The organism is Acetobacter aceti (assembly GCF_002005445.1).
In the GTDB taxonomy this organism is placed as follows: Bacteria; Pseudomonadota; Alphaproteobacteria; order Acetobacterales; family Acetobacteraceae; genus Acetobacter; species Acetobacter aceti_B.
In genome coordinates this window covers 1,572,178-1,594,457 of record NZ_CP014692.1, presented here as the reverse complement: position 1 = coordinate 1,594,457, position 22,280 = coordinate 1,572,178, and the positions used below count along the sequence as shown (strand labels likewise).

The following is a 22,280-nucleotide window of genomic DNA, read 5'->3' as shown; positions in this document are numbered from 1 at the left end:
TTTTACTTATCCTGTGACTTGTTCCGAAGAGCCGAAACATTCCGGTTATGCTCATCAAGCGACGACGCAAAGTGGCTGCCACCTGAGCCGGTCGCGACAAAATACAGTTCATCGCCCGCAGCAGGATGAGCAGCAGCCTGCAACGCAGCAACCCCTGGCGAGCAGATCGGGCCCGGAGGCAGGCCCGTACTCACATAAGTATTATAGGGGCTCTGAATCATCAGGTCCGAATGAACAAGAGGTCTTCCCAAAGGCCCCGCTCCCCCATTCAGGGCGTAGACGGTCGTTGGATCGGACTGAAGTTTCATGCCCTTGCCGAGACGATTCAGGAAGACGCGCGCGATACGGGGCCGCTCTTCCGGCAAGCCGGTCTCTTTCTCCACCATGGAGGCAAGCGTCACCAGTTGCGCCGGATCAGACAGGCCGATGGATGGATCACGACCGTTCCAGACAGTCTCGACCTGCCGCTGCATGGCCTGCTTCATTCTGCCTATAAGCACCGCGCGATCCGAATCACGTAAATAGCTGTAGGTTTCGGGAAGAGCCTCACCTTCCGCCAAACTCGTGATGCCGCCCTTCAAAAAAGGCGCCGCCTCAACGAGCGCCGTTATCTGGCTGGCGGTCAGTCCTTCGGGAATGGTCAACTGGTGGACAACAGGCCGACCATGGCGAAGAACCGACAACACGTCCCGCATGGAAGCATGAGCCGGAAACATCAGCTCCGCCGCGTGCAGTTGCCCCTCATGCCGGGTCAAAGCGATGGCTGTGCGAAAGACATAGTCATCCATCACACCGGATGAAAGCGCCTGCCCCTGACGCAGAGCGGCAATGGTGCTGGCATATCCGCCATGTGGGATGTTTAATGCTGTCGGTGAGGACAACGGACCGGGCGCGGTATAGCGCCACCACCCTGCCCCGGTGACGGCGCCTCCCGTCAGCAAGACAGCCGCCACTACCCCGGCGCCTGTCCGCAGCCAGGAACGACGCTTCCCCGCCGGAGCAGTCCGTCTTTTTTTTTGATCCGCCACGGGTCAGACCTGAACAGCGCTCACTGACCAGGACGCCGACCATTCCTGACCAGGCTGAACACTCACCACACCCGGCTTGTCACGAAACTCCCCCTTGAAACCATGCGGTGTGGCGTAACCCTGCCATGGCTCGATACACAGGAACGAAGCGCCCGGCCTGGTCCACACGCCCAGCTCAGGAAATCCATGCCATGACATACGGAGAGCCAGCCCACCCGGACGTCCGAACGTCACGACACGACTTCTGATCCGGTCGAAGATGATGGCGTCTTCAACAAACAGATCATCGAGCAACGCCAGAACAGCGCCTTCCACAGGCGTCGGACGCGACGCAGGATCGAGCAGACCACCTTCAAGACGACGGATGGGTTCAGGCTCGGGCTCTTCAAAAGTCAGGCGATAGTCTTCGCGCTTTCCGCCTTTTTCCAAAGGCCAGCGGAAAGCGGGATGCGCTCCCAGCGAAAAGGGAAGCTCCCTGCCTTCTTCCATGTTGCGAACCGTATAGAGAACCGTCAGCTCTCCGTTGCTGATCTGATAGGTCAGCCACAGACGAAACCGGAACGGAAAGACGGCGAGCGTCTGATCGTCCGCTTCCAGCGACAAAGTGCAACTGTCAGGCTTCTGCTCGACCCACTGGAAAACGCAGTCACGGGCGAAACCATGCTGCGTCATGCGATAAGGTCTGCCGCCGATAATCGCCTGATCGTCGGGAAGACGTCCCACGATCGGAAACAATACAGGCGAGTGCCGCCGCCATGCCGGACCAGCGTCCCAGAGCACACCCGTGCCGTCCGGCAGCGTCAGGGAAACCAGTTCCGCTCCCTGAGCGGATACTGTCGCTGTGAGTTTTTCATCACCGAACACAAACCGGTCAGTGCTCATCTGGGCGTCTCCGAAAATCCTTCCCTTTTATAGAAAGATTTCCGGAGCTTCGCAAAGAGAGACAACAGGGTTCAGTCGTCCGCCAGACGGTCACGTGGAGGCTGCGCGGAACGCCCGGTGATCTGGGTCGCCGCCGACCCTCTGCCCGACAGCGATGGATGGGTCATGAACCATTCATGCGCCGAGAATGGCTTGCTGCCCGGATCAAGATGCCGCCAGACACCTGTCTTTTCCAGAATCCAGGAATTCAGGTTGTCCTTGAGGTCGGTCACCATGATCTGGTCGAGCACCTGCGCGTGGACCGTCGCGTTGGTGATCGGCACCAGACTTTCTACCCGCCAGTCCATGTTGCGCGTCATCCAGTCCGCCGAAGAGATGAACACCTTGGCGGAACGGGATGGCAGGCGATGGCCATTACCGAACGCATAGATACGCGCATGTTCGAGAAAGCGTCCGACGATCGACTTGATGCGGATGTTCTCGGACAGTCCCGGCACGCCCGGCCGCAGGCAGCACATACCGCGCACGACGCCCATGACCTTCACACCGGCGCACGAGGCTTCATACAGCTTGTCAATCAGCTTCGGGTCAACAAGCGCATTCATCTTCAGCCAGATATGCCCCTGCCGTCCCTGACGGACATGCTCGATCTCATCGTCAATCAGCTCTTTCAGCATCTTGCGGCATGTCAGCGGTGAGAAGCCGATCGCCTCCATCTGGGCGGGTTTGGCGTAACCGGTGACATAGTTGAACAGACGCGCGGAATCACGCACCAGCTCAGGGCTGCATGTGAAGAAAGAGAGGTCCGTATAAATCTTCGCCGTGATCGGATGATAATTGCCGGTGCCGAAATGTGCGTAGGACCGGACTGTTCCACCCTCCCTGCGCACGACGAGACTCAGCTTGGCGTGGGTCTTGAGGTCCGAGAAACCGAACACCACCTGCACGCCCGCCGCTTCAAGCGCGCGGGACAGGCGGATGTTCGCTTCCTCATCAAACCGAGCCCGCAGCTCGACCATGGCTGTGACCGACTTGCCCGCCTCGGCGGCTTCGATCAGCGCCTTGACGATCGGGCTGTCGCGCGACGTGCGGTAAAGCGTCTGCTTGATGGCGATCACGTTCGGGTCGAGCGCCGCCTGACGCAGGAACTGCACCACCACGTCGAAGCTTTCGAACGGATGGTGGACGATCAGATCCTTGGCGCGAATGGCGGCGAAACAGTCACCGCCATAATCCACGATCCGTTCCGGAAAGCGAGGGGTGTATGGGGGAAACAGAAGGTCGGGACGGTCATCGACGATCATCTGCTTCAGATCGACCACACCGATCATGCCTGAATGAATCGAAACTTCTTCAGGCGGCAGATCAAGCTCGTCGACAATCGCATCCACCAGACCGCGTGGCACGCTTTCTTCCATATCGACGTGAATGACCACGCCACGACGACGCTGTTTCAGCGCCGTCTCGTAGGAGCGGACAAGATCTTCCGCCTCGTCCTCGAACTCGACATCAGTGTCACGGATCACGCGCACCGTGCCGCTCTCCACGACCGCCAGCCCCGGATAGAGCCGGTCGATGCACAGTTTGATCAGGTCTTCCAGCAGCACGAACCGCACGGACGGCGGCTTGCCCGGCAGCGATGGCAGACGGATGAAACGATCCACCTGCGCGGGCAGCAGGATCAGGCCGTTCATGACAAACGTGCCGGTTTCCTCGGACACGAGACTCAGGCCGAGGGCAAGCCCCATGTTCGGGATGAACGGCAGCGGATGCGCTGGATCGACAGCCAGAGGCGTCAGGACGGGAAAGACGCGGTCCATGAAAAAGTCGGAGAGCCAGATCCGGTCATCGGCATCGAGATGCTCAAGACCGCACAACGTCACATCCGCTTCGGCCAGAAGGCCACGCAGATGGATCCAGATACGCTGCTGCTCACGGAAAAGCTGCACACAGCGCTCGCGAACGGCGACAAGCTGGAGGGAGGGTGTCAGCCCGTCGGGAGAAAGGGAAACCAGCCCTTCCCGCACCTGCCCCACCAGACCGGCGACGCGTACGGAGTAGAATTCGTCGAGATTGCTGGCGCTGATGGACAGGAAACGCAGGCGCTCAAGCAGCGGGTTACGCCGGTTATCGGCTTCCTCGACCACACGCTGGTTGAAGGCGAGCCAGGACAATTCCCGATTGATGAAGCGATCCGGAGAAGTAGCGGTGATTTCAACCGGCGCGGGCGCTGCTTTTCGCGTCCGTATTCGTGCGACGGCTGTGCCCGCCTGAGCCTTCGTGACTGTTGCTGCGGTTTTCCGGCGAGTGCCCTGCGATCTGGTGGTAGACGCAGGCGCACGGGTTCCCTTCACGCGACGGCCCACTCCTCGCGTTCTGTTTCCCTCATGCTCCGACAAAATACTCTCCTGTGCGACTGCGATTCAGCGCAATAACTGTCTGCGTATCATTTTATGCGGGCTAAATCGTATGATCCCTACATCCTTTTGTCATATGACAATTTAAGAATACAGACAGGGATCTGCCTGATTTCAGACCGCCATGGACCTGTTCATTCGCTCAGGTCAGCCAGAAGGCGCGCGGCTGCCCGCAGATCAAAAGGCTGCCCCGAGGCAAGAGTCACCGCGTCGATACGACTGACCGCATCCTCTATCGCCGAGGCTTCCCGCGGCAGACGCTGCAACAGCCAGTCTGTAATCTGCCGGGGCACGACAAGCTGACGCTCGGCCAGCAGACGCAGCATCAGGCGATGAAGCAGCACATCCTCCGCAGGCCCGATCTCCACGGTCATCGTCGCGCGCAGGCGGCTGCACAGATCAGGCAGCGTCACTGTCCACTGGCTTGGTGGCGTACGCGCCACCATGAGGAGCGGCATCCGACGTTCCCGGGAAGTGTTGATGATCCGCAGCAGCGCCAGCTCATCCAGTCCCTGCTCAGGCAGCGCATCAAGCGCCAGCGCGTGAGGTGTGCGCTCCAGCAATGTCGCAATATCCGGCAGTCCTTGCGCCGCATCCACGATCATCGCATCGTTGCGCTGCGCCCACACGCGCAGGAGATGCGTCTTGCCACGCCCCTGACCACCCCAGAGAGCCAGCCGGTTCTCCGACCAGCTTTTTTCCGCATCGGTTGCAAACAGCCACGTCCGCGCCGCCGCGTTCGAGCGCCCCGACACGAATCCTGCCTCATCAAAACGCCGCCTATGTCCGAATGGCAGCGGCAACTGGCGCATGTCATCGGACCTTTTTTCGCCCGAACCGGGCTGACCGGGGCGTTCTGGATCATAAACCTGTTCCGTCACCGCTATGCGCGCCGCCCCGCCTGCCTTAAAGAGTGCTCATAAACCTGATACCGTAAACGTCCCGGATGTTCGACCCTCACCTGTCGAGACCATCCCACAGCCCAGAACGAGCCGACGCCATGAACGCATCACCCCCGGAAACCTCACAGAGCGCTTCTTCCAGAGGCCTCACCTATCGCGAGGCCGGAGTGGACATCGAAGCAGGCGACGCCCTTGTCGAGGCGATCAAGCCTGCCGCCAAGGCCACGACCCGCACGGGTGTCATGGGCGGACTGGGCGGTTTCGGCGCGCTGTTCGACCTCAAGGCCGCCGGTTTCACCGATCCGGTCCTTGTCTCCTGCACTGATGGCGTGGGCACCAAGCTGAACCTCGCCATCGACAGCGGCCTGCATGACACGGTCGGCATCGATCTGGTCGCCATGTGCGTCAACGATCTGGTCGTGCAGGGCGCGGAGCCGCTGTTCTTCCTCGACTATTTCGCAACCGGCAAGCTGGCCGTCGAAGACGCCGCCAGGGTTGTGAAAGGGATTGCCGAAGGCTGCCGTCTGTCCGGCTGCGCTCTTGTCGGCGGCGAGACGGCGGAAATGCCGGGCATGTATGCAGCCGGTCATTATGATCTCGCCGGCTTTTCCGTCGGCGCTGCCGAGCGCGGCAAGCTGCTGCCGGGCGAAATCCGCGCCGGTGACGCGCTGATCGGCCTCGTCTCCAGCGGCGTGCATTCCAACGGTTTCTCGCTGGTGCGTCGTATCCTGTCCGCCGCCGGTCTCAAGCTTGACGACGCAGCCCCGTTCGCGCCGGGCCAGACACTCGCACAGGCGCTGATGACGCCAACAAAGCTCTACGTGTCACAGGTTCTGGACCTGCATCGTGAAGGTCTGCTGAGTGGGGCCGCTCACATCACCGGCGGCGGTCTGCCCGGCAATCTGCCACGCGTGCTGCCCAATGGTGTGAAAGCCGTAATCGACGGCCCGTGGGCCCCTGCCCCGGTTTTCGGCTGGCTGGCGAAAGCGGGCAACGTCGCCACCGAGGAAATGCTGCGCGTGTTCAACTGCGGCATCGGCATGGTGCTGATCACATCCAGGCCGGATCTTGTCATGGACCGCCTGAGCAAGATGGGTGAAACCCCGGTCGTTCTCGGCCAGATCGAAGCCGCCACCGATGCGAACGCCGCCCCCACACTGGAGATGGTGGTCTCTCCGGACTTTTCCTGGTCCTGAGACAGTCTGACGTGAGCATCCGCAAAACCCCGATCGCCATTCTCATCAGCGGGCGTGGCAGTAACATGCGCTCGCTGATCGCCGCCTGTGCCGAACCGGATTTTCCGGCGTCCGTCGCGCTTGTCCTGAGCAACAAGGAGGATGCGGCCGGACTGGATTACGCCCGCTCTCTTGGCCTGCCGGCCGAAGCGGTGCCGCACAAGGCTTTCGGCAAGGATCGGGAGGCGCACGAACGCGCCATCGACGCCCGATTGCGGGAAGCGGGTATCGAGTTTGTCTGCCTTGCTGGCTACATGCGCCTGCTCACGCCTTTCCTGACGGACGCATGGGCCGGACGGATGATCAACATCCACCCCAGCCTGCTGCCAGTCTTCCCCGGCACGCATACCCATGAACGGGCGCTGGAAGCGGGGGTGCGTATCCACGGCTGCACGGTGCATCATGTGACGGCAGGTATGGATGAAGGACCGATCATCGCTCAGGCGGCTGTGCCTGTCTTTCCGAAAAAGGATAGCGCGGACGATCTGGCCGCCCGTGTGCTGGTGCAGGAGCATGTGCTTTATCCTGCGGCTTTGAAGGCCGTGCTGGGTGGAAACAGCGACAGTGTTTCGAGTGAGGACGGGCTGCTGGTGGTTTGAATAGATAGTGGAGAGAGCTTTGACTGTCTTGTTGGAGCATGTCGGCTTTCGCCCTCGTTAGAAACATTAAAAATAGGGAGACACAAACCCGAAAGCGGACATATGACGCATCGATTTGAATTACAGCCCACTCTTCGCGGTCTTGCTCAGCGATCTCCCTGCGAAAAGAACTTCAAGAGAGTGAAAAACCCTTTCTTCTTCGCATTGCGTGACGTTAAACCGCATGAACGAAGAAGCAGACTGACTTACACTGAAGACATTTCCCGGGGCATGAATGATGTTATCAGCCATACTTCTTACCGCAATGTCAGTTGAGTCCTGTCCATCGGGCAGCCTGCACCATAGGTAAAAGCCGCTTTTGGGTTCAACCCATGGCAATATTCCCAAGTCTTCCAGTTTGCAGGCAACTACCTTGCGAGATTTCCCCAAACGCCGCTGGATCTCCAGCATATGTTTACGATAGCTCCCGCCTTTCAGCACATCTGCAATGACTTCGGTGATCACAGGACTAGGACCTCCAAAGCTGGTCGCCACCTGAAGGTCAATCAATCCGGCAATCAGATCCTGTCGGGCGGCGATGTAGCCGCATCTTACCGAAGCAGACAGTGTCTTTGAGAAGCTACCGATCCGGATCACATGCTCTAGCCCATCCATGACCGCTAGACGTGGTACCAACGTTGTTTCAAAATCTGCAAAGATATCATCTTCAACAATTAGAAGATTTGAGGCCGCAGAAAGGCTTAGTAAACGGAATGCTGTCTGAGGAGAAAGAGAAGAGCCTGTTGGATTATGGACAACAGAATTGGTGATGTAGAGACGTGGTTTTTCTCGCAGGATGATCTGCTCAAAAGCTTCAGTATCAGGGCCAGTCGCAGTGTATGGTACGCCGACAATTCGGATTTCGTGCGCTCGAAGAAGGGCCTGAAAATTGAAATAGCATGGGTCGTCCACCAAAACGGTATCGCCCCGACGGACCAATAGACGACAGATCAAATCAACTGCCTGCGTACCCGAACCTGTCAACAAAACCTGATCCGGGCTGACATCAAGCCCTCCTTCGGCGAACTGGGCGGTCAGGAGGCGCCTCAATCGAACTGCGCCTCTGGTGCTGCCATACTCCGATAGAATGCTATTCTCCCCACGCGCCACAGCGCGAAACGCTTTACGCAGTGCGTCATTCGGCATCCATTCGGTGGGTAGCCAGCCACATCCTGGCTTCAGGGTTGTGGGGTCAGAATCCAGAGACTGACGCGATACCCAGAACGGATCAACAGCGCGGGTCGTTGGTGTGTGGGCTTCAGCCAGCAAGAGAGGAGGAAGAGTGCGTCCTGTTACGTAGAAGCCAGAACCCAGGCGCGGCGCGATAACGCCTTCTGCGACCAACCGATCATAAGCCTGAACAATAGTAGACGGTGAGGCCCGCATGGTTTTCGCAAACTGTCGTATGGACGGCAAACGATCACCAGGCACAAGAGCACGCGCAGCGATACGCTGTCTGATTGCCTCCATAATGGCGGATGTACGCGTCTGCTGAGATTCCACTGCCAACCTCAAAAATTGTATGGGCTTTGCGACCAATACAGTTTTCCAAAATTGTATTGGACTGTAGCTGGCTCTGAGGATTTCGTCCTCATAAATTCTAGCAATCCAAATATTTATCAACCAAGGATTTCCGTAATGAAACGGACGACCGAAGGATGGGGCAGCGGTTTGCTAGGCGTCATAATCTTCAGTGGCTCTCTACCGGCAACGCGCGTTGCCGTCGCGGATTTCTCACCCATTTTCCTGACCTGCGCACGCGCTGTGATCGCCGCTCTTCTGGGGAGCGTTTTCCTGTTTGCGTTCCGTCAACCCCGACCTGAACGGCGGGATATTATTCCGCTCTTTCTTGTCGCTGTGGGTGGAGTAGTTGGCTTCCCGCTTCTGACGGCACTGGCTCTACAGCATATCACTTCGGCCTATTCTATTGTTTTTATTGGCCTACTGCCTCTGGCTACGGCAATTTTTGGTGTGTTGCGGGGCGGTGAACACCCGAAGCCCGCTTTCTGGCTGTTCTCCACCATAGGGGCAGCTGCTGTAGCGGGTTTTGCTCTTTACGGCAGTCAGGCCGGTAATGTCACAGGTGATCTTCTGATGGTCGCCGCCATTCTTGTCTGCGGCCTGGGTTACGCGGAAGGCGCGACCCTCTCCCGCCGTCTCGGGGGCTGGCAGGTCATTTCATGGTCCCTGCTGCTGTCCCTGCCACTCATGGCGATTATCGCGCTCGCTTACCTGCCGACCAGTTGGGGAAACATTCATCTCTCCTCATGGATCGGCCTTGGCTACGTTTCTGTCTTCAGCATGCTGATCGGTTTCATCTTCTGGTATCGAGGTCTGGCTCTGGGCGGCATCGCCGGCGTCGGGCAGTTGCAGTTGTTGCAACCCTTCTTTGGCCTGCTGCTTGCAGCACTTTTCCTGCATGAGCCGGTTGCCTGGACCATGCTTGCCTCGACACTCATCGTCGTTCTGTGCGTGGCCGGTGCGAAACGTTTCTCCTGATCCGCAAAGAATAACAATTCTGACTATTCAACCGAGGCAACCATGTCCGACGACTAACATGTCAATCTTTCAAGGCCTTTCGGCTTTCCCTATTACGCCAGCCAACGAACATGGTGTGGTGGATACGGAGGCTGTCATGCGCCTGACGGGACATCTGTCGGCTAATGGAGTGGATTCCATCGGCCTCTTGGGAATTACTGGCATCTATGCCTATCTGAGTCGTACCGAGCGCTGTTGCGCCATCCGGGCAGCCGTCAAAACAGTCGGGGGCAAAACGCCGCTGATCGTGGGGATCGGTACGCTGCGCACCGACGATGCCCAGAACCTTGCACACGATGTCGCGGCAGAGGGCGCCGACGGATTGCTGATGGCTCCTGTGTCCTACACGCCTCTGACGCAGGAAGAAGCCTATCAGCATTACAAAGCAGTCGCCGAAGTTACGTCTCTGCCGCTCTGCATCTACAACAATCCGGTTCAGCCGTGAGCTTCTTGAGTGGCTGGCGGACGTTTCCAATATCGCCGCAGTAAAAATGCCTGCTCCAGCAGAAGGTACGGTCGCGCAGGAACTGGCTGCACTACGGTCTAGTCCAGTTGGAAAACTCGCTATAGGCTACAGCGGAGACTGGATTGCGGCGGAAGCCCTGCTTGCCGGATGCGATGGCTGGTTCAGTGTTCTGGGCGGCTTCCTGCCAAAACTGGCCAAGGCAATTGTAACAGCCGCACATGAGGCGATGCCCGTGCCGTAAACCAGTATCAGCAGGTGCTGGAACCAATGTGGGCACTTTTTCGGGAATTTGGAAGCCTACGTGTTGCTTATGCTGCCATCAACCTTCTTGGACTGTCGTCCGCCCAGCCCCGCGTCCAGTTCTGCCTTTAACATCGCAAGACCGGAAGCGGGTTGAGAATGTTCTGAGGGCATGCACCGCACTTTAGGATAAATAGCAACGTCTGTTTTCAGGCTTAATCAATCGAAAGCCGACATTCCGTTTGCCCCCTCATTGCCGACAGGCAGCAGGATTATTACCCTGCCCTTCGGGTTTCCGGCTTCAGAGACGAACAAATCTGTATCGCCAACAGAGACAGGATTCCCTGAATCAAACATGTAATCGCTTTCATAACGGTCGGATTGTTCTGGATCCTGCGAGGAAATTACTTCTCATAATTCTATATCATTCAGGTTTCATGGCATTCTTGCATATCTATTGCCACCAACCCTGTTCGATAGACTGACCTTCAGTTTCCGAACCCAAAGCGGCATATTGAAGAGAAATGCAATAAATATCCAGCTTCATGGATACAGACATGAATACGATTTTAATTATTTCAAAAATTATTTTTATTTTTACTTAAGTAAGTAATGTTTTTTATTTCAAAATTATGTAGTTCAAAACAAAACAACACGTAGAAAATAATTAAATAAAAAATTAATTATAATTCAGAATTATTCATATATACAAATAATATATTTGCAGTCATATTTAAAAACCAAAAAGAGGAGCAATTCATTGTATCTCAGCCGAAAAACTCTCCCCCACCTCCCCCAGAACGTCTACCACCCCAAGTTCGATCTCTCCCAACTCACACCCGGCATTCTCCATCTCGGTTGCGGCAATTTCCATCGCGCCCATCAGGCTGTCGCAACGCAGGCGGCCATCAACCGGGAAGGCCCGGACGGCCTCAAATGGGGCATTGTCAGCGCCACCATGCGGCGCCCCGACCTCGTGAACCAGCTCCGGCCACAGGACAATCTCTATACCCTGCTCACCCGCGTTGAAGACAGGACCGTCGCCTCAGTCATCGGCTCCATCCATGAGATGGTGTTTTCCGGTGACGAGGCGGTCGATCTGTCTGAACGCGTCGCCGATCCCCGGATACGCATCGTCTCCCTGACCGTGACGGCCAGCGGTTATTACCTGACCGCCGATGGACGGCTCGACCCGGAAGCGCAGGCAATCCAGCAGGATCTTTCGGCACCGCATCCACGCACGGCCATCGGTATTCTGGCGAACGGTCTTGCTCTGGTGAAGCAGCGTGGTGCTGTTCCGCCCGTGATCCTGTGCTGTGACAATGTCAGCCATAACGGCGCAACCCTCAGGCAGGCCGTTATGGATTACGCCTCCCTGCGTGGCGATGACCGGCTGGCGGCATGGATTGGCGAGGCGGTTCAGTTCCCCGATACGATGGTCGACCGGATTGCACCATCAAGTCACGTCGATGACGTCGCCGATGCCAAACACGCTCTCGGGGGAATTGTCGATGCTGCGCCGGTTTCTGCCGAACCATGGTTTCAGTGGATCATCGGGTCGTTCGATGGCTCTCGTCCCTACTGGGAGGCCCACCCCGGAACAAAATTCGTCCAGGATGTCGCTGTCTTTGAGGCCGCCAAGCTCCAGATGCTGAACGGCAGCCACATGCTGCTGGCCTATACCGGAGCCCTGGCGGGTCTGAACACAATCGCGGAAGCCGCCAGCGATCCCTCCCTCGGACGCATCACCGCCCGTTTCATGCGCGACGAGCAGACAGCCAGCATTGCCCTCTCCGCGGAAGAGCTGGACGATTACACGCAGGCGCTGATGGTCCGCTTCCAGAATCCCGGCATCGTTCATGACGCAGAGCGGGTGGGACGCAACGGTTCGGCCAAGATGGCTGACCGGGTGATGCGCGCCATGCGGGACAATCTTGTCGCGGGCCGCTCCGTTTCCGGGGCATCACTGCTTATCGCCAGTTGGATACGCTGGTTTGCGCTGAACGATCAGGACGCGCTGGAGCTTTCCCTGACCGACCCCAAGGCGAAGATCTTGCAACGCATCTGCGCCGAAGCCCGCGACGATCACAAGGCACAGGCGGAAGCCTTCCTCGCCATGGAAGAGGTGTTTGGGCCGCCTCTGCCGGATCATGATCGTATCGTAGCGGAGATTGCAGGTCTGCTGCGGCGACTGACGGAGGAAGATGTGCCCTCCGTCCTGCGTGAACTCGCAGCCTGAACGCAGTTTCTGAAAGTGGCCTCAGGCTGCTTTCAGAATAGTCTTCAAATAGGCTCTGACGACAGTGAGATCATCCACGATCGCCAGCGCCTTTTCATAAATATCATCGGCTGGCTGAAGAAGATCCGGCACAACGATGACCCGTATACCCGCAGCGTGCGCAGCCCGCGCACCGGAATGGGAGTCCTCGAGCGCAAGGCAGTATTTCGGCTCAACGCCGATCTTTTCAGCGGCTTTCAGATAGGGCTCGGGATCAGGTTTGCCAGCGCTGACATCATCCCGTGTGACCGTCGCGTCAAAACGCTTGTCGAGGCCGACAAGTTCCAGATGGTGATCCGTACGATAACGGCTTGAAGACGTGGCGATCGCCCGCGGGATGCGGAAGTCATCCAGAAGATCCAGCAGGGGCAGCACACCGGTTTTCAGAACCAGCCTGCCATTGTCGACATATTCCCTGAGCACTACTTCCTGACGGGCGAAGAAATCCTCCATGGGGAAATCCACGCCATACGCTTCATGCACCAGTTTGCGGCATCCATCCGCAGGCACGCCGATCATGGAACGACAGAAACTCATCGGAATGTCGTAGCCAAGGTCTTTCCCGGCATCGACCAGCGCATCCATAGCCAGCGTCTCACTGTCGAGCAGCAACCCGTCCATATCGAACACCACCCCATGGACAGGGAGGGCAGTTGCACTGCGGAGATGGGCTGGAATGATCTGCTCTGTCATTTTTCTTCCTGTATTTTTTGTCTTGAAGCGAGTGTACAACAGGAGGCCAAAAAATGAAAAATCCAGAAAATTAAAAGATATTCACTAATGCCACGCAATCGGATGTAAAAAACGCTCCTTTCAGGCTCAGAACCCGAAAGAAGCGTCATAAACCAGAACAGCCAGATCTATTTAAAAATGCAGCGCTCCGTCATAAGCCGCCAGTACGGCTTCATGCATCGACTCAGAGATTGTCGGATGCGGGAAGACGGTTTCTTTCAGTTCCGCCTCCGTCAGTTCACCACTACGGGCGATGACATAGCCCTGAATCATCTCCGTCACTTCCGCACCGATCATGTGCGCGCCCAGAAGCTCTCCAGTCTTGGCGTCAAAAACGACTTTGACCAGACCGTCCGGCTCACCCATCGCAATCGCCTTGCCGTTGCCGATGAACGGGAAACGGCCGACACGAACCTGATAACCAGCCGCTTTTGCCTTCGCTTCGGTGTAGCCAACCGAAGCCACCTGCGGACGGCAGTAGGTGCAACCCGGAATCTTCGTCACGTCGATGGGATGCACATGCTTGCCGGCAATCGCTTCCACGCACATGACCGCCTCATGGCTTGCCTTGTGGGCCAGCCACGGCGCACCCGCCACGTCACCAATGGCGAACACACCCGGCTCGCCCGTGCGGCAGAGATCGTCCGTCACGATATGCGTGCGATCCACGACAATCTTCGTGCCTTCCAGACCGATATTCTCGACATTGCCGACAATACCCACTGCTGAAATGACGCGATCGAACGTATAGGTTTCTTTCTTTCCAGCCGCTTCGATCTCGACCGAAACGTCCGTGTCGGACTTCTTCAGCGTGCCGAGCTTCGCGCTGGTCAGCACCTTCATGCCCTGCTTCTCGAACGCCTTGATGGCGAGACCGCTGATTTCCTCATCCTCAACCGGCAGCACGCGATCCGCGACTTCCACCAGCGTCACTTCGGAACCCATGTTGCGATAGAAGGAGGCGAACTCAGTGCCGATCGCACCGGAGCCGATCACCAGCAGGCGCTTCGGCAGTTCATCAGGCACAAGCGCTTCACGGTAAGACCAGACGAATTTGCCGTCGGGCTCCAGTCCCGGCAGCTTACGGGCACGCGCACCGGTCGCCAGAATGACGTTCTTTGCCGTCAGTGTGACCGACTTGCCGTCCTTCAGGGTCACGGCCAGCTTGCGCTTCTTGCCGTCTGTTCCAGCCAGTTTCGCAAAACCGTCGAAGACCGGGACCTTCGCCTTTTTCAGCAGGTGGCCTACGCCGCCCGAAAGCTGTTTCGACACAGCACGCGAACGCCCCACGACCTTCTGGAAATCGAAGCGTGGATTATCCACGGCAAAGCCGAACTGCCCCAGGTCATGCAGAAGATGATTGATTTCCGAAGCCCGCAGCAGCGCCTTGGTCGGGATACAGCCCCAGTTGAGGCAGATACCGCCCAGATGGTTGGCTTCGACAACCGCGACCGAGAGTTTCAGCTGTGCCGCGCGGAGAGCCGCCACATAGCCGCCGGGACCGCCACCCACAACAATCAGATCAAAATCGGTGGTGCTCATATGATATTTCCTGATTGAGCGTCGGACGGGCAGGAACTTCTCCCTGCCCGCCCGACGATACGGCCTGTCAGACGACCAGCGTGAACGGGTTTTCCACCACTTCGCGGAACGAAGACGTCCATTTGGCGGCCAGAGCGCCGTCGATGGCGCGATGATCGACCGAGAGCGTCACGGTCATCACCGTGGCCACACCCAGCGACCCGTCCGGCTTCACGACCGCACGCTTCTCACCGGCAGCAATGGCCAGAATACCAGCCTGCGGCGGGTTGATGATCGCCGAGAACGAACTGACGCCGAACATGCCCATGTTGGAGATCGAGAACGATCCACCCTGGAACTCTTCCGGCTTCAGCTTGCCCGCACGCGCACGGGAGGCGAGATCTTTCATCTCGTTGCTGATCTCACGCAGAGACTTACGGTCAGCCTGACGGATGATCGGCGTGATGAGACCATCCGGGATGGACACGGCCACCGAGATGTCCACGTCATTATACTCGATCAGCGCCTCGTCCGTGTAGGAGACGTTGACGCCCTTCACGCGACGCAGCGTGACGGCAGCGGCCTTGATCAGCAGATCGTTGACCGACAGCTTGAACGCATCCGGTCCCTCGGCGGGTGACGCCGCGTTGAGCTGGCTGCGCAGAGCCATCAGCGCGTCGAGCTTCACATCAACCGAGACGTAGAAGTGCGGAACGGTCGTCTTCGATTCCGTCAGACGGCGGGCGATGACCTTGCGCATGGTGGAATGCGGCGTGCTGGTCGAACCACCCGGCGTATAGGCCGCCACAGGTGCGGACTTCGGTGCCGAAGCACCGCCGCCAGCCTTTGCAGCCTCCACATCCTTCTTGACGATACGACCATTTGGGCCGCTGCCTTTCAGAGTGGACAGATCGATGCCCGCATCCTTGGCAATCCGCTTCGCCAGCGGAGAAGCGAATACGCGACTCCCCTTCTCTACCGACGCCTTCACCTGCGGCGCAGGAGCAGCAGTCTTTGGAGCAGGTGCCTCAGCCTTTGCAGCCTCGGCTTTCTCCGTCTTCGGCGCGGCTGCGGACGGGCCGTCCGGCACAACCTCGCCGTCCTCGACCAGAATGGCGATGGGCGTGTTCACCGCCACACCCTCCGTTCCTTCCGGAACAAGAATCTTGCCGAGAATACCCTCGTCCACGGCTTCGACTTCCATCGTCGCCTTGTCCGTCTCGATCTCGGCGATCACTTCGCCAGAAGAGACCGTGTCACCCTCTTTCTTGTTCCACTTCGCCAGCTTGCCTTCCGTCATGGTCGGCGAGAGAGCGGGCATCAGGATATCAATAGCCATGATGTCTTTCCCTCAGACGATTTTGGAAACGGCGTCCACAACCCATTCAGGCTGCGGCAGGGCGAGCTTCTCAAGGTTGGCGGCAAACGGCATCGGCACATCGAGGCCAGCCACGCGCACCGGCGGCGCATCGAGCCAGTCGAAGGCATGCTCGATGACCTGCATGGCGACTTCCGCGCCAATACCGGCATATGGCCAGCCTTCCTCAACCGTGACCAGACGGCTCGTCTTCTTCACGCTCTCGACGATGGTCGCCGTATCAAGCGGACGAAGCGTGCGCAGGTTGATGACCTCTGCATCGATGCCCTTCTCGGCCAGCAGTTCGGCCGCGGCGAGGGCAGTGCCAACACTGATCGAGAACGCCACGATGGTTACGTCCTTGCCCGGACGCTCGATTTTCGCCTTGCCGATCGGCAGGATGAAGTCCTCATCCACCGGGCACGGGAACTTGTGTCCGTAGAGAATCTCGTTCTCAAGCACGATCACCGGGTTCGGATCGCGGATGGCCGCACGCAGCAGGCCCTTCGCGTCGGCTGACGACCATGGGGCCACAACTTTCAGACCCGGGACATGGGCGTACCAGCTTGCAAAGCACTGCGAATGCTGTGCGCCGACACGGGCCGCAGCACCGTTCGGACCCCGGAACACGATCGGACAGGAAATCTGACCACCAGACATATAGTGCGTCTTGGCGGCGGAGTTGATGATTTGGTCGATCGCCTGCAACGAGAAGTTCATGGTCATGAACTCGACAATCGGCTTCAGGCCGGTCATCGCCGCACCCGTGGCCATGCCCGTGAAGCCATGTTCGGTGATCGGCGTGTCGATCACGCGCTTCTCGCCGAACTCGTCCAGCAGACCCTGCGAAACCTTGTAGGCGCCCTGATACTGGGCGACTTCCTCACCGAGCAGGAAGACGTCCTCGTCACGGCGCATTTCCGCAGCCATGGCGTCACGAAGCGCCTCACGCACGGTGATCTCGCTCGTCTCGCCCCAGTCCTTTTCAGGCTCGCCTGTCGCCGTGGCGACAGGAGCGGCGACAGCCACGGGAGCAGCCGCTTTCGGAGCTTCTTCCGCCGCAGGTTGAGCGGAGCCGCCGCCCGCCGCCGGCGCGTCCGGCACAGCCTCGCCATCCTCGACCAGAATGGCGATGGGCGTGTTGACGCTCACCCCTTCGGTGCCTGCCGGCACAAGGATCTTGCCGAGAATACCTTCGTCCACAGCTTCGACTTCCATCGTCGCCTTGTCCGTCTCGATTTCAGCGATCACTTCACCAGAAGAGACCGTGTCGCCTTCTTTCTTGTTCCACTTGGCCAGCTTGCCTTCGGTCATCGTCGGCGACAGCGCTGGCATCAGGATATCAGTAGCCATCCGTTTTATTCTCCCACCAGCACGTCGGTAAACAGTTCCGAAGGATCAGGCTCCGGGCTCGTCTTGGCGAACTCGGTCGCATCCGCGACGATTTCCTTCACCTTGTTTTCCATTTCCTTGAAGTCGGCGTCGTCCACGCCTGCCGATTTGAGCAGGTTGCGGACATGATCGATCGGGTCATGATTCTGGCGGATTTCATCCACTTCCGCGCGCTGGCGATATTTAGCCGGATCGGACATCGAATGGCCACGATAGCGGTAAGTGGACATTTCCAGCAGGTAAGGCCCCTTGCCCGCACGGCAATGCGCAATGGCTTCCTTCGCAGCAGCGTTCACCGCTTCCACGTCCATACCGTCAACCTGCTTGCCCGGAATACCCCACGGCTCGCCGTTCTTCCACAGTCCCTTGGACGCCGAGGCGCGCTCGACGCTGGTGCCCATGCCGTAGCGGTTGTTTTCGATGACAAACACGCAGGGCAGCTTGTGCAGCGCCGCGAGATTGAAACTCTCGAAAACCTGCCCCTGATTGGAAGCGCCTTCACCGAAATAGGTGATGGAAACCTCGTCCGTGCCACGGTACTTGTTGGCGAAGGCCAGACCGATGCCAAGTGACACCTGAGCGCCGACGATGCCGTGGCCGCCATAGAAGTTCTTCTCACGCGAGAACATGTGCATGGAACCGCCCTTGCCGTGCGAAAGACCGGTCGCACGCCCTGTCAGTTCCGCCATCACACCGCGCGGGTCCAGACCCGCAGCGAGCATCTGGCCGTGGTCACGATAGGAGGTGATGACCTTGTCACCCTCCTTCTGGGCCATATGAAGACCGACGACCACGGCTTCCTGACCGATATAAAGGTGGCAGAAGCCGCCGATCAGGCCCATGCCGTAAAGTTGACCGGCTTTTTCCTCAAAACGACGGATCAGCAGCATGTCGTAGTAAGCCTGCTTGAGCTGGTCCGTTGTCAGTCCGGGATGATTCCGGCCGGCCGTCGCGTCGGCGGAGCCTGATTGCCCCATAGTATTCTGTTCGGTCATGGAGTTACCTTTGCTTCATCGATTTCAGGATCTGGCGCATAACAACAGCCACTGAATAAAAATATATCTTTTAATTTCATATATTTAAAACAGAAAAACCCAAGCAGGGAGCCGATCTCAAAAATGGCTTCATCTCATATCGATCAATCATGATCCTGCTTCATCCCAGCCATGGAAAGGACTCTGTTGTGAGTTCCATTTGCTTCCCACTCCCAACGTCTCATCCTTCGCTCGGGTTTTTATGACAAGTGTGACAGGCGCACTATCACGCGCCGAATTGGTAACTCGGGCAACACATTCTGCAAAGCATCGGAAAGGTGTAAAATTGAAGTAACGCCCCTGTAAAAATGTGTACAATGTGAACATGAGCATCGGTCATAAAAAACTTTTCGCCGGAAGCAGAATCCGCAAAATCCGGCGTCAATTCGGTCATACGCAACGTGAGATGGCGCGCCTGCTTGATATATCGTCCAGCTACCTCAACCAGATCGAAAACGATCTGAGACCGATTCCGGCCCAATTACTGCTAACTATTTGCAGAACTTTCGCCGTCGACGCCTCCTGGTTTGGAGACAATGAGGAAATCCGCACCATCCAGATGCTGCGTGAGGTGTTTGCCGACCCCATGTTCAAGTCCGACCTTCAGGTGGATGAGTTCAGAAAGGCCGCTCAGGAACTCCCCGGACTGGCCCGCCATTTTATAGATCTGTACCGCTCCTACCGAACCCTTACGGAACGGCGCGTCCAGTTTTCCTCCGATACATCCAGCCAGGATCTTCCTCATATCCCGGACACACTGGGATCACCTCACTATGAAGCCGCCGGAGAATGGGTGCAGGGCCAGAAAAACTATTTCCACGATATCGATACAGCAGCGGAAGACCTGTATGAAGCAGAGCATTTAGACAGCGCCCCACTCTCCATCGCGCTTGAGCGCTACCTGCTCGATCGTCATGATATCAATGTGATCACCAATCCTGATTTCGCGTTGCAGGATACGCTGTGGCGCTTTGATCGTCGGGAGAAAACACTTCATCTGTCAGAGGACATGGCGGAGGAAAGCCGCTCCTTCTGTCTTGCCAGACTGATTGGAAACACCGAGTTCAGCCGCATCATCGATAAGACCATCCGCCGCTCGGGCCTGCCTGCCGGCGATGCGCAGGCGCTCGTCCGCGTCAGTATAAGCAATTATTTTGCGGGCGCGCTGATCCTGCCCTACGGACGGTTCCGACAGGCCGCCCGAGAGACGAAGCACGATCTGGATCTGCTGCAGAGGCGTTTCAAAGTGAGTTTCGAACAGGTCTGCCACCGCCTCTCAACCCTTCAGAGGCCCGGCGCGGAAGGCATCCCGTTTTACTTCATCAAGACCGATGTGGCGGGCAACATCCTGAAAAGTTACAGCGCCACACGCTTCAGTCGCGCCCGCTTCGGCGGCTTATGCGCCCTTTGGAACGTGTTCGAAAGCTTTGCCGTCCCCGGACGACTGGCGACACAGCTCTCACAGGATACCGACGGCAGCGTGTTCATCAGCGTTGCCAGAACGGTTGGGCGTCCCCCCACATCCTTTTTTGAGCGAACACGCCGGGTGGCCATTGTGCTTGGCTGTTCCGTTACCCATGCGTCTGAGATTATCTATTCGACCGCCCTGAATATCGATGACGACAGAAATTTCGTCCCGATTGGTCCCGGATGTCGGGCATGCAGCCGCATTGACTGCCGCCACAGGGCCGTCCCCGCCAGCGGCTTCCGGCTTGATCCGAGCAGTGATGAGAGAGGCGCTGTGCCTTATAGGGTGCTTCTCTGACATAGGATCAGGAGTGAAAAACCACCTGAAAACGTCGGGTCAACTTATAATGGCGCCCGATCGTCAGAATGTCTGAAAAGCCTTCTTCGATAAGAATGACAAACAAGTTCAATACCATGATAAGCTTAAATTACATTCTGAGATATTTTCTAGACAAATACACACTGCCACAGATACAAATAAAAAATGATGCGTTCTATCTTTTTTTAAGAGACACACACATGCCTTTCACCACAAAAAATTTTCAAAATACAAACAGAGAAAATGGTCCCTTACCTTTAAGCCGTTTTCGCATTGCACGATTTAAATACATTATATCGTTAATCAATAAATCTATTGCTGATAAAAATAAATGTGACATAATTGATCTTGGAGGCACACCAGAATACTGGAAAAACCTTGAATATCTTATAAAAGGAAAAGAAATTAACGTTACTGTTGTAAATTTAAAAAAATTCACATCAGAAACCACATGGATTTCCTGCATTCAGAAAGATGCTACTGATCTGAAAGAGTTCCCTGATAATTCATTTGATTTGGTTCATTCAAATAGCACAATAGAACATCTCCGTTCCTGGAAAAAAATGGAAGAATTTGCACGTGAGGCACGTCGTCTTGCGCCGGCATACTATATTCAAACTCCAAATTTCTGGTTCCCATACGAGTTCCACACAAAAATGATTGGCTTTCATTGGTTACCAAAATTGTTGCGTGTAAAAATATTGATGAAGCGCGCAACCGGGTATTATCCACGCGCCAATACCGTTGAAGAAGCAATGCATATAATAGAAGATGCCCATAGCCTGACTCACAAGGAAATGAGCTGTCTTTTCCCGGATTCCAAAATAATTGGGGAACGCTTTTGTGGATTAAACAAAAGCTGGATCTCGATACGGTCAGATAATAAGTAAAATTCAAGAATTGTATAAAACAAAAACGGGCCTCCCCTTCTACAGGGATAACCCGCTCCAGTCCTGAACCAGTCTCTTTCCGTCAGGGAACCGGCTTCAGCAAAGCCTTCAACGCCTCACCCGGATCAGGATTGCGAAGAAGCGATTCTCCCACAAGGAAACCACTGGCTCCCACTGCTGACAGACGCTTCACATCCTCTGCCGTCTTGATACCACTTTCCGACACAATGATCTTGTCCGGCGGCACAAGAGGCGCAAGCTGGATGGTCATGTCGAGGTCGGTCGTCAGCGTCTTGAGGTTGCGGTTGTTGATCCCGATCAGTGATGTGTCGAGCGCGAGCGCCCGATTCAGTTCCTCTTCCGAATGAACTTCCACCAGCACATCCATATCAAGACCCTTGGCATGATCGACCAGCGCCGCGGCTTCCTCATCCGTCAGGATCGCCATGATCAGGAGAATGCAGTCCGCGCCGATCACACGGCTTTCGTAGACCTGCCACGGATCAATGATAAAATCCTTCCGAAGCACAGGAAGACTACAGGCAGCGCGCGCCGTCACAAGGTCATCATTGCTGCCATGAAAGCACGAGCTCTCAGTCAGAACAGACAGACAGGCCGCCCCCGCCGCTTCATAGGATTTCGCGATTCCTGCCGGGTCATACACATCACGCAGCAGGCCCGCCGACGGAGAGGCTTTCTTGATTTCGGCAATAAAACCGGGAGCCAACTCAGCCGTCTTGTCCTTGAGCGCCCGCCCGAAACCCCGCGAGGAAAATTGAGTCTCAAGCGCCTTCGCCGTGATGTCTTTCAGACTCAGCAGCGTTGAACGGTGAGCGACTTCAACTTTTGTGCGCGCTAAAATCCGGGCAAGAACATCCGAAGGTTCGGAGCATGCCTCAGCACTGGCCGTCACTGGCGCCTGATCCGATGTCTCGTTCATCATG

Annotated in this window: 19 protein-coding genes; 8 read left to right on the top strand and 11 right to left on the bottom strand. The window is 57.0% G+C overall.

The window, feature by feature from the left end:
- Positions 1 to 2 precede the first annotated feature (2 nt).
- From mltG to A0U92_RS07130, 4 genes are all read right to left on the bottom strand, one after another.
- Positions 3 to 1,028, bottom strand: coding sequence for an endolytic transglycosylase MltG (gene mltG / locus A0U92_RS07145; protein ID WP_187668886.1), 1,026 nt, complete (start codon positions 1,026 to 1,028; stop codon positions 3 to 5).
- A gap of 3 nt (positions 1,029 to 1,031) precedes the next feature.
- Positions 1,032 to 1,910 (bottom strand): aldose 1-epimerase family protein, encoded by an 879-nt coding sequence (locus A0U92_RS07140; RefSeq protein WP_077812624.1) that lies wholly within the window; start codon positions 1,908 to 1,910, stop codon positions 1,032 to 1,034.
- A 71-nt stretch (positions 1,911 to 1,981) separates the two neighbouring features.
- The gene (locus A0U92_RS07135) at positions 1,982 to 4,159 is read right to left on the bottom strand and encodes an RNA degradosome polyphosphate kinase (protein WP_236748350.1); all 2,178 of its coding nucleotides are present in this window, start codon (positions 4,157 to 4,159) and stop codon (positions 1,982 to 1,984) included.
- A gap of 302 nt (positions 4,160 to 4,461) precedes the next feature.
- On the bottom strand, positions 4,462 to 5,208 hold the full coding sequence (locus A0U92_RS07130) for a P-loop NTPase family protein (protein ID WP_077812622.1): 747 nt from the start codon (positions 5,206 to 5,208) through the stop codon (positions 4,462 to 4,464).
- Between the two features lie 119 nt (positions 5,209 to 5,327).
- Here A0U92_RS07130 and purM point away from each other — a divergent pair, with 119 nt between their 5' ends.
- A complete protein-coding gene (gene purM / locus A0U92_RS07125) occupies positions 5,328 to 6,425 on the top strand; it encodes a phosphoribosylformylglycinamidine cyclo-ligase (RefSeq protein WP_077812621.1) in 1,098 nt (365 codons plus the stop codon).
- Positions 6,426 to 6,436: 11 nt separating this feature from the next.
- Positions 6,437 to 7,063, top strand: coding sequence for a phosphoribosylglycinamide formyltransferase (gene purN, locus A0U92_RS07120; RefSeq protein WP_077812620.1), 627 nt, complete (start codon positions 6,437 to 6,439; stop codon positions 7,061 to 7,063).
- A gap of 120 nt (positions 7,064 to 7,183) precedes the next feature.
- Here purN and A0U92_RS07115 read toward each other — a convergent pair whose 3' ends face one another.
- On the bottom strand, positions 7,184 to 8,725 hold the full coding sequence (locus A0U92_RS07115; RefSeq protein ID WP_475638752.1) for an aminotransferase class I/II-fold pyridoxal phosphate-dependent enzyme: 1,542 nt from the start codon (positions 8,723 to 8,725) through the stop codon (positions 7,184 to 7,186).
- A gap of 15 nt (positions 8,726 to 8,740) precedes the next feature.
- Between A0U92_RS07115 and A0U92_RS07110 the strand changes: the two genes are divergently transcribed.
- The 4 genes from A0U92_RS07110 to A0U92_RS07100 all read left to right on the top strand — a co-directional run bounded on the left by A0U92_RS07110 (position 8,741) and on the right by A0U92_RS07100 (position 12,585).
- The gene (locus A0U92_RS07110; RefSeq protein ID WP_077812618.1) at positions 8,741 to 9,601 is read left to right on the top strand and encodes a DMT family transporter; all 861 of its coding nucleotides are present in this window, start codon (positions 8,741 to 8,743) and stop codon (positions 9,599 to 9,601) included.
- 58 nt (positions 9,602 to 9,659) lie between these two features.
- Positions 9,660 to 10,085 (top strand): dihydrodipicolinate synthase family protein, encoded by a 426-nt coding sequence (locus A0U92_RS18255; RefSeq protein WP_236748305.1) that lies wholly within the window; start codon positions 9,660 to 9,662, stop codon positions 10,083 to 10,085.
- Between the two features lie 46 nt (positions 10,086 to 10,131).
- Positions 10,132 to 10,347 carry a hypothetical protein gene (locus A0U92_RS18250; protein WP_236748304.1) on the top strand — a complete coding sequence of 72 codons (216 nt, stop codon included), beginning with the start codon at positions 10,132 to 10,134 and terminating at the stop codon, positions 10,345 to 10,347.
- 759 nt (positions 10,348 to 11,106) lie between these two features.
- Positions 11,107 to 12,585, top strand: a complete 1,479-nt coding sequence (locus A0U92_RS07100; protein ID WP_077812617.1) for a mannitol dehydrogenase family protein — start codon at positions 11,107 to 11,109, stop codon at positions 12,583 to 12,585.
- Positions 12,586 to 12,606: 21 nt separating this feature from the next.
- Here the strand turns inward: A0U92_RS07100 and A0U92_RS07095 are convergent, their stop codons facing one another.
- The 5 genes from A0U92_RS07095 to pdhA form a co-directional block, all read right to left on the bottom strand.
- Positions 12,607 to 13,317: an HAD family hydrolase gene (locus A0U92_RS07095; RefSeq protein ID WP_236748303.1), complete on the bottom strand. Its 711-nt coding sequence runs from the start codon at positions 13,315 to 13,317 to the stop codon at positions 12,607 to 12,609.
- A gap of 171 nt (positions 13,318 to 13,488) precedes the next feature.
- Positions 13,489 to 14,898, bottom strand: coding sequence for a dihydrolipoyl dehydrogenase (gene lpdA, locus A0U92_RS07090; RefSeq protein ID WP_077812616.1), 1,410 nt, complete (start codon positions 14,896 to 14,898; stop codon positions 13,489 to 13,491).
- Positions 14,899 to 14,965: 67 nt separating this feature from the next.
- Positions 14,966 to 16,216 carry a pyruvate dehydrogenase complex dihydrolipoamide acetyltransferase gene (locus A0U92_RS07085; RefSeq protein WP_077812615.1) on the bottom strand — a complete coding sequence of 417 codons (1,251 nt, stop codon included), beginning with the start codon at positions 16,214 to 16,216 and terminating at the stop codon, positions 14,966 to 14,968.
- 12 nt (positions 16,217 to 16,228) lie between these two features.
- Positions 16,229 to 17,587: a pyruvate dehydrogenase complex E1 component subunit beta gene (locus A0U92_RS07080; RefSeq protein WP_077812614.1), complete on the bottom strand. Its 1,359-nt coding sequence runs from the start codon at positions 17,585 to 17,587 to the stop codon at positions 16,229 to 16,231.
- 5 nt (positions 17,588 to 17,592) lie between these two features.
- The gene (gene pdhA, locus A0U92_RS07075; RefSeq protein WP_149026537.1) at positions 17,593 to 18,603 is read right to left on the bottom strand and encodes a pyruvate dehydrogenase (acetyl-transferring) E1 component subunit alpha; all 1,011 of its coding nucleotides are present in this window, start codon (positions 18,601 to 18,603) and stop codon (positions 17,593 to 17,595) included.
- Between the two features lie 382 nt (positions 18,604 to 18,985).
- Here pdhA and A0U92_RS07070 point away from each other — a divergent pair, with 382 nt between their 5' ends.
- Together A0U92_RS07070 and A0U92_RS07065 are read left to right on the top strand one after the other, a co-directional pair.
- Positions 18,986 to 20,425, top strand: coding sequence for a helix-turn-helix domain-containing protein (locus A0U92_RS07070; RefSeq protein WP_077812612.1), 1,440 nt, complete (start codon positions 18,986 to 18,988; stop codon positions 20,423 to 20,425).
- Between the two features lie 221 nt (positions 20,426 to 20,646).
- Positions 20,647 to 21,336, top strand: a complete 690-nt coding sequence (locus A0U92_RS07065) for a class I SAM-dependent methyltransferase (protein WP_187668885.1) — start codon at positions 20,647 to 20,649, stop codon at positions 21,334 to 21,336.
- Between the two features lie 82 nt (positions 21,337 to 21,418).
- Here A0U92_RS07065 and trpC read toward each other — a convergent pair whose 3' ends face one another.
- A complete protein-coding gene (trpC, locus tag A0U92_RS07060; protein ID WP_077814301.1) occupies positions 21,419 to 22,276 on the bottom strand; it encodes an indole-3-glycerol phosphate synthase TrpC in 858 nt (285 codons plus the stop codon).
- Positions 22,277 to 22,280: the final 4 nt, after the last annotated feature.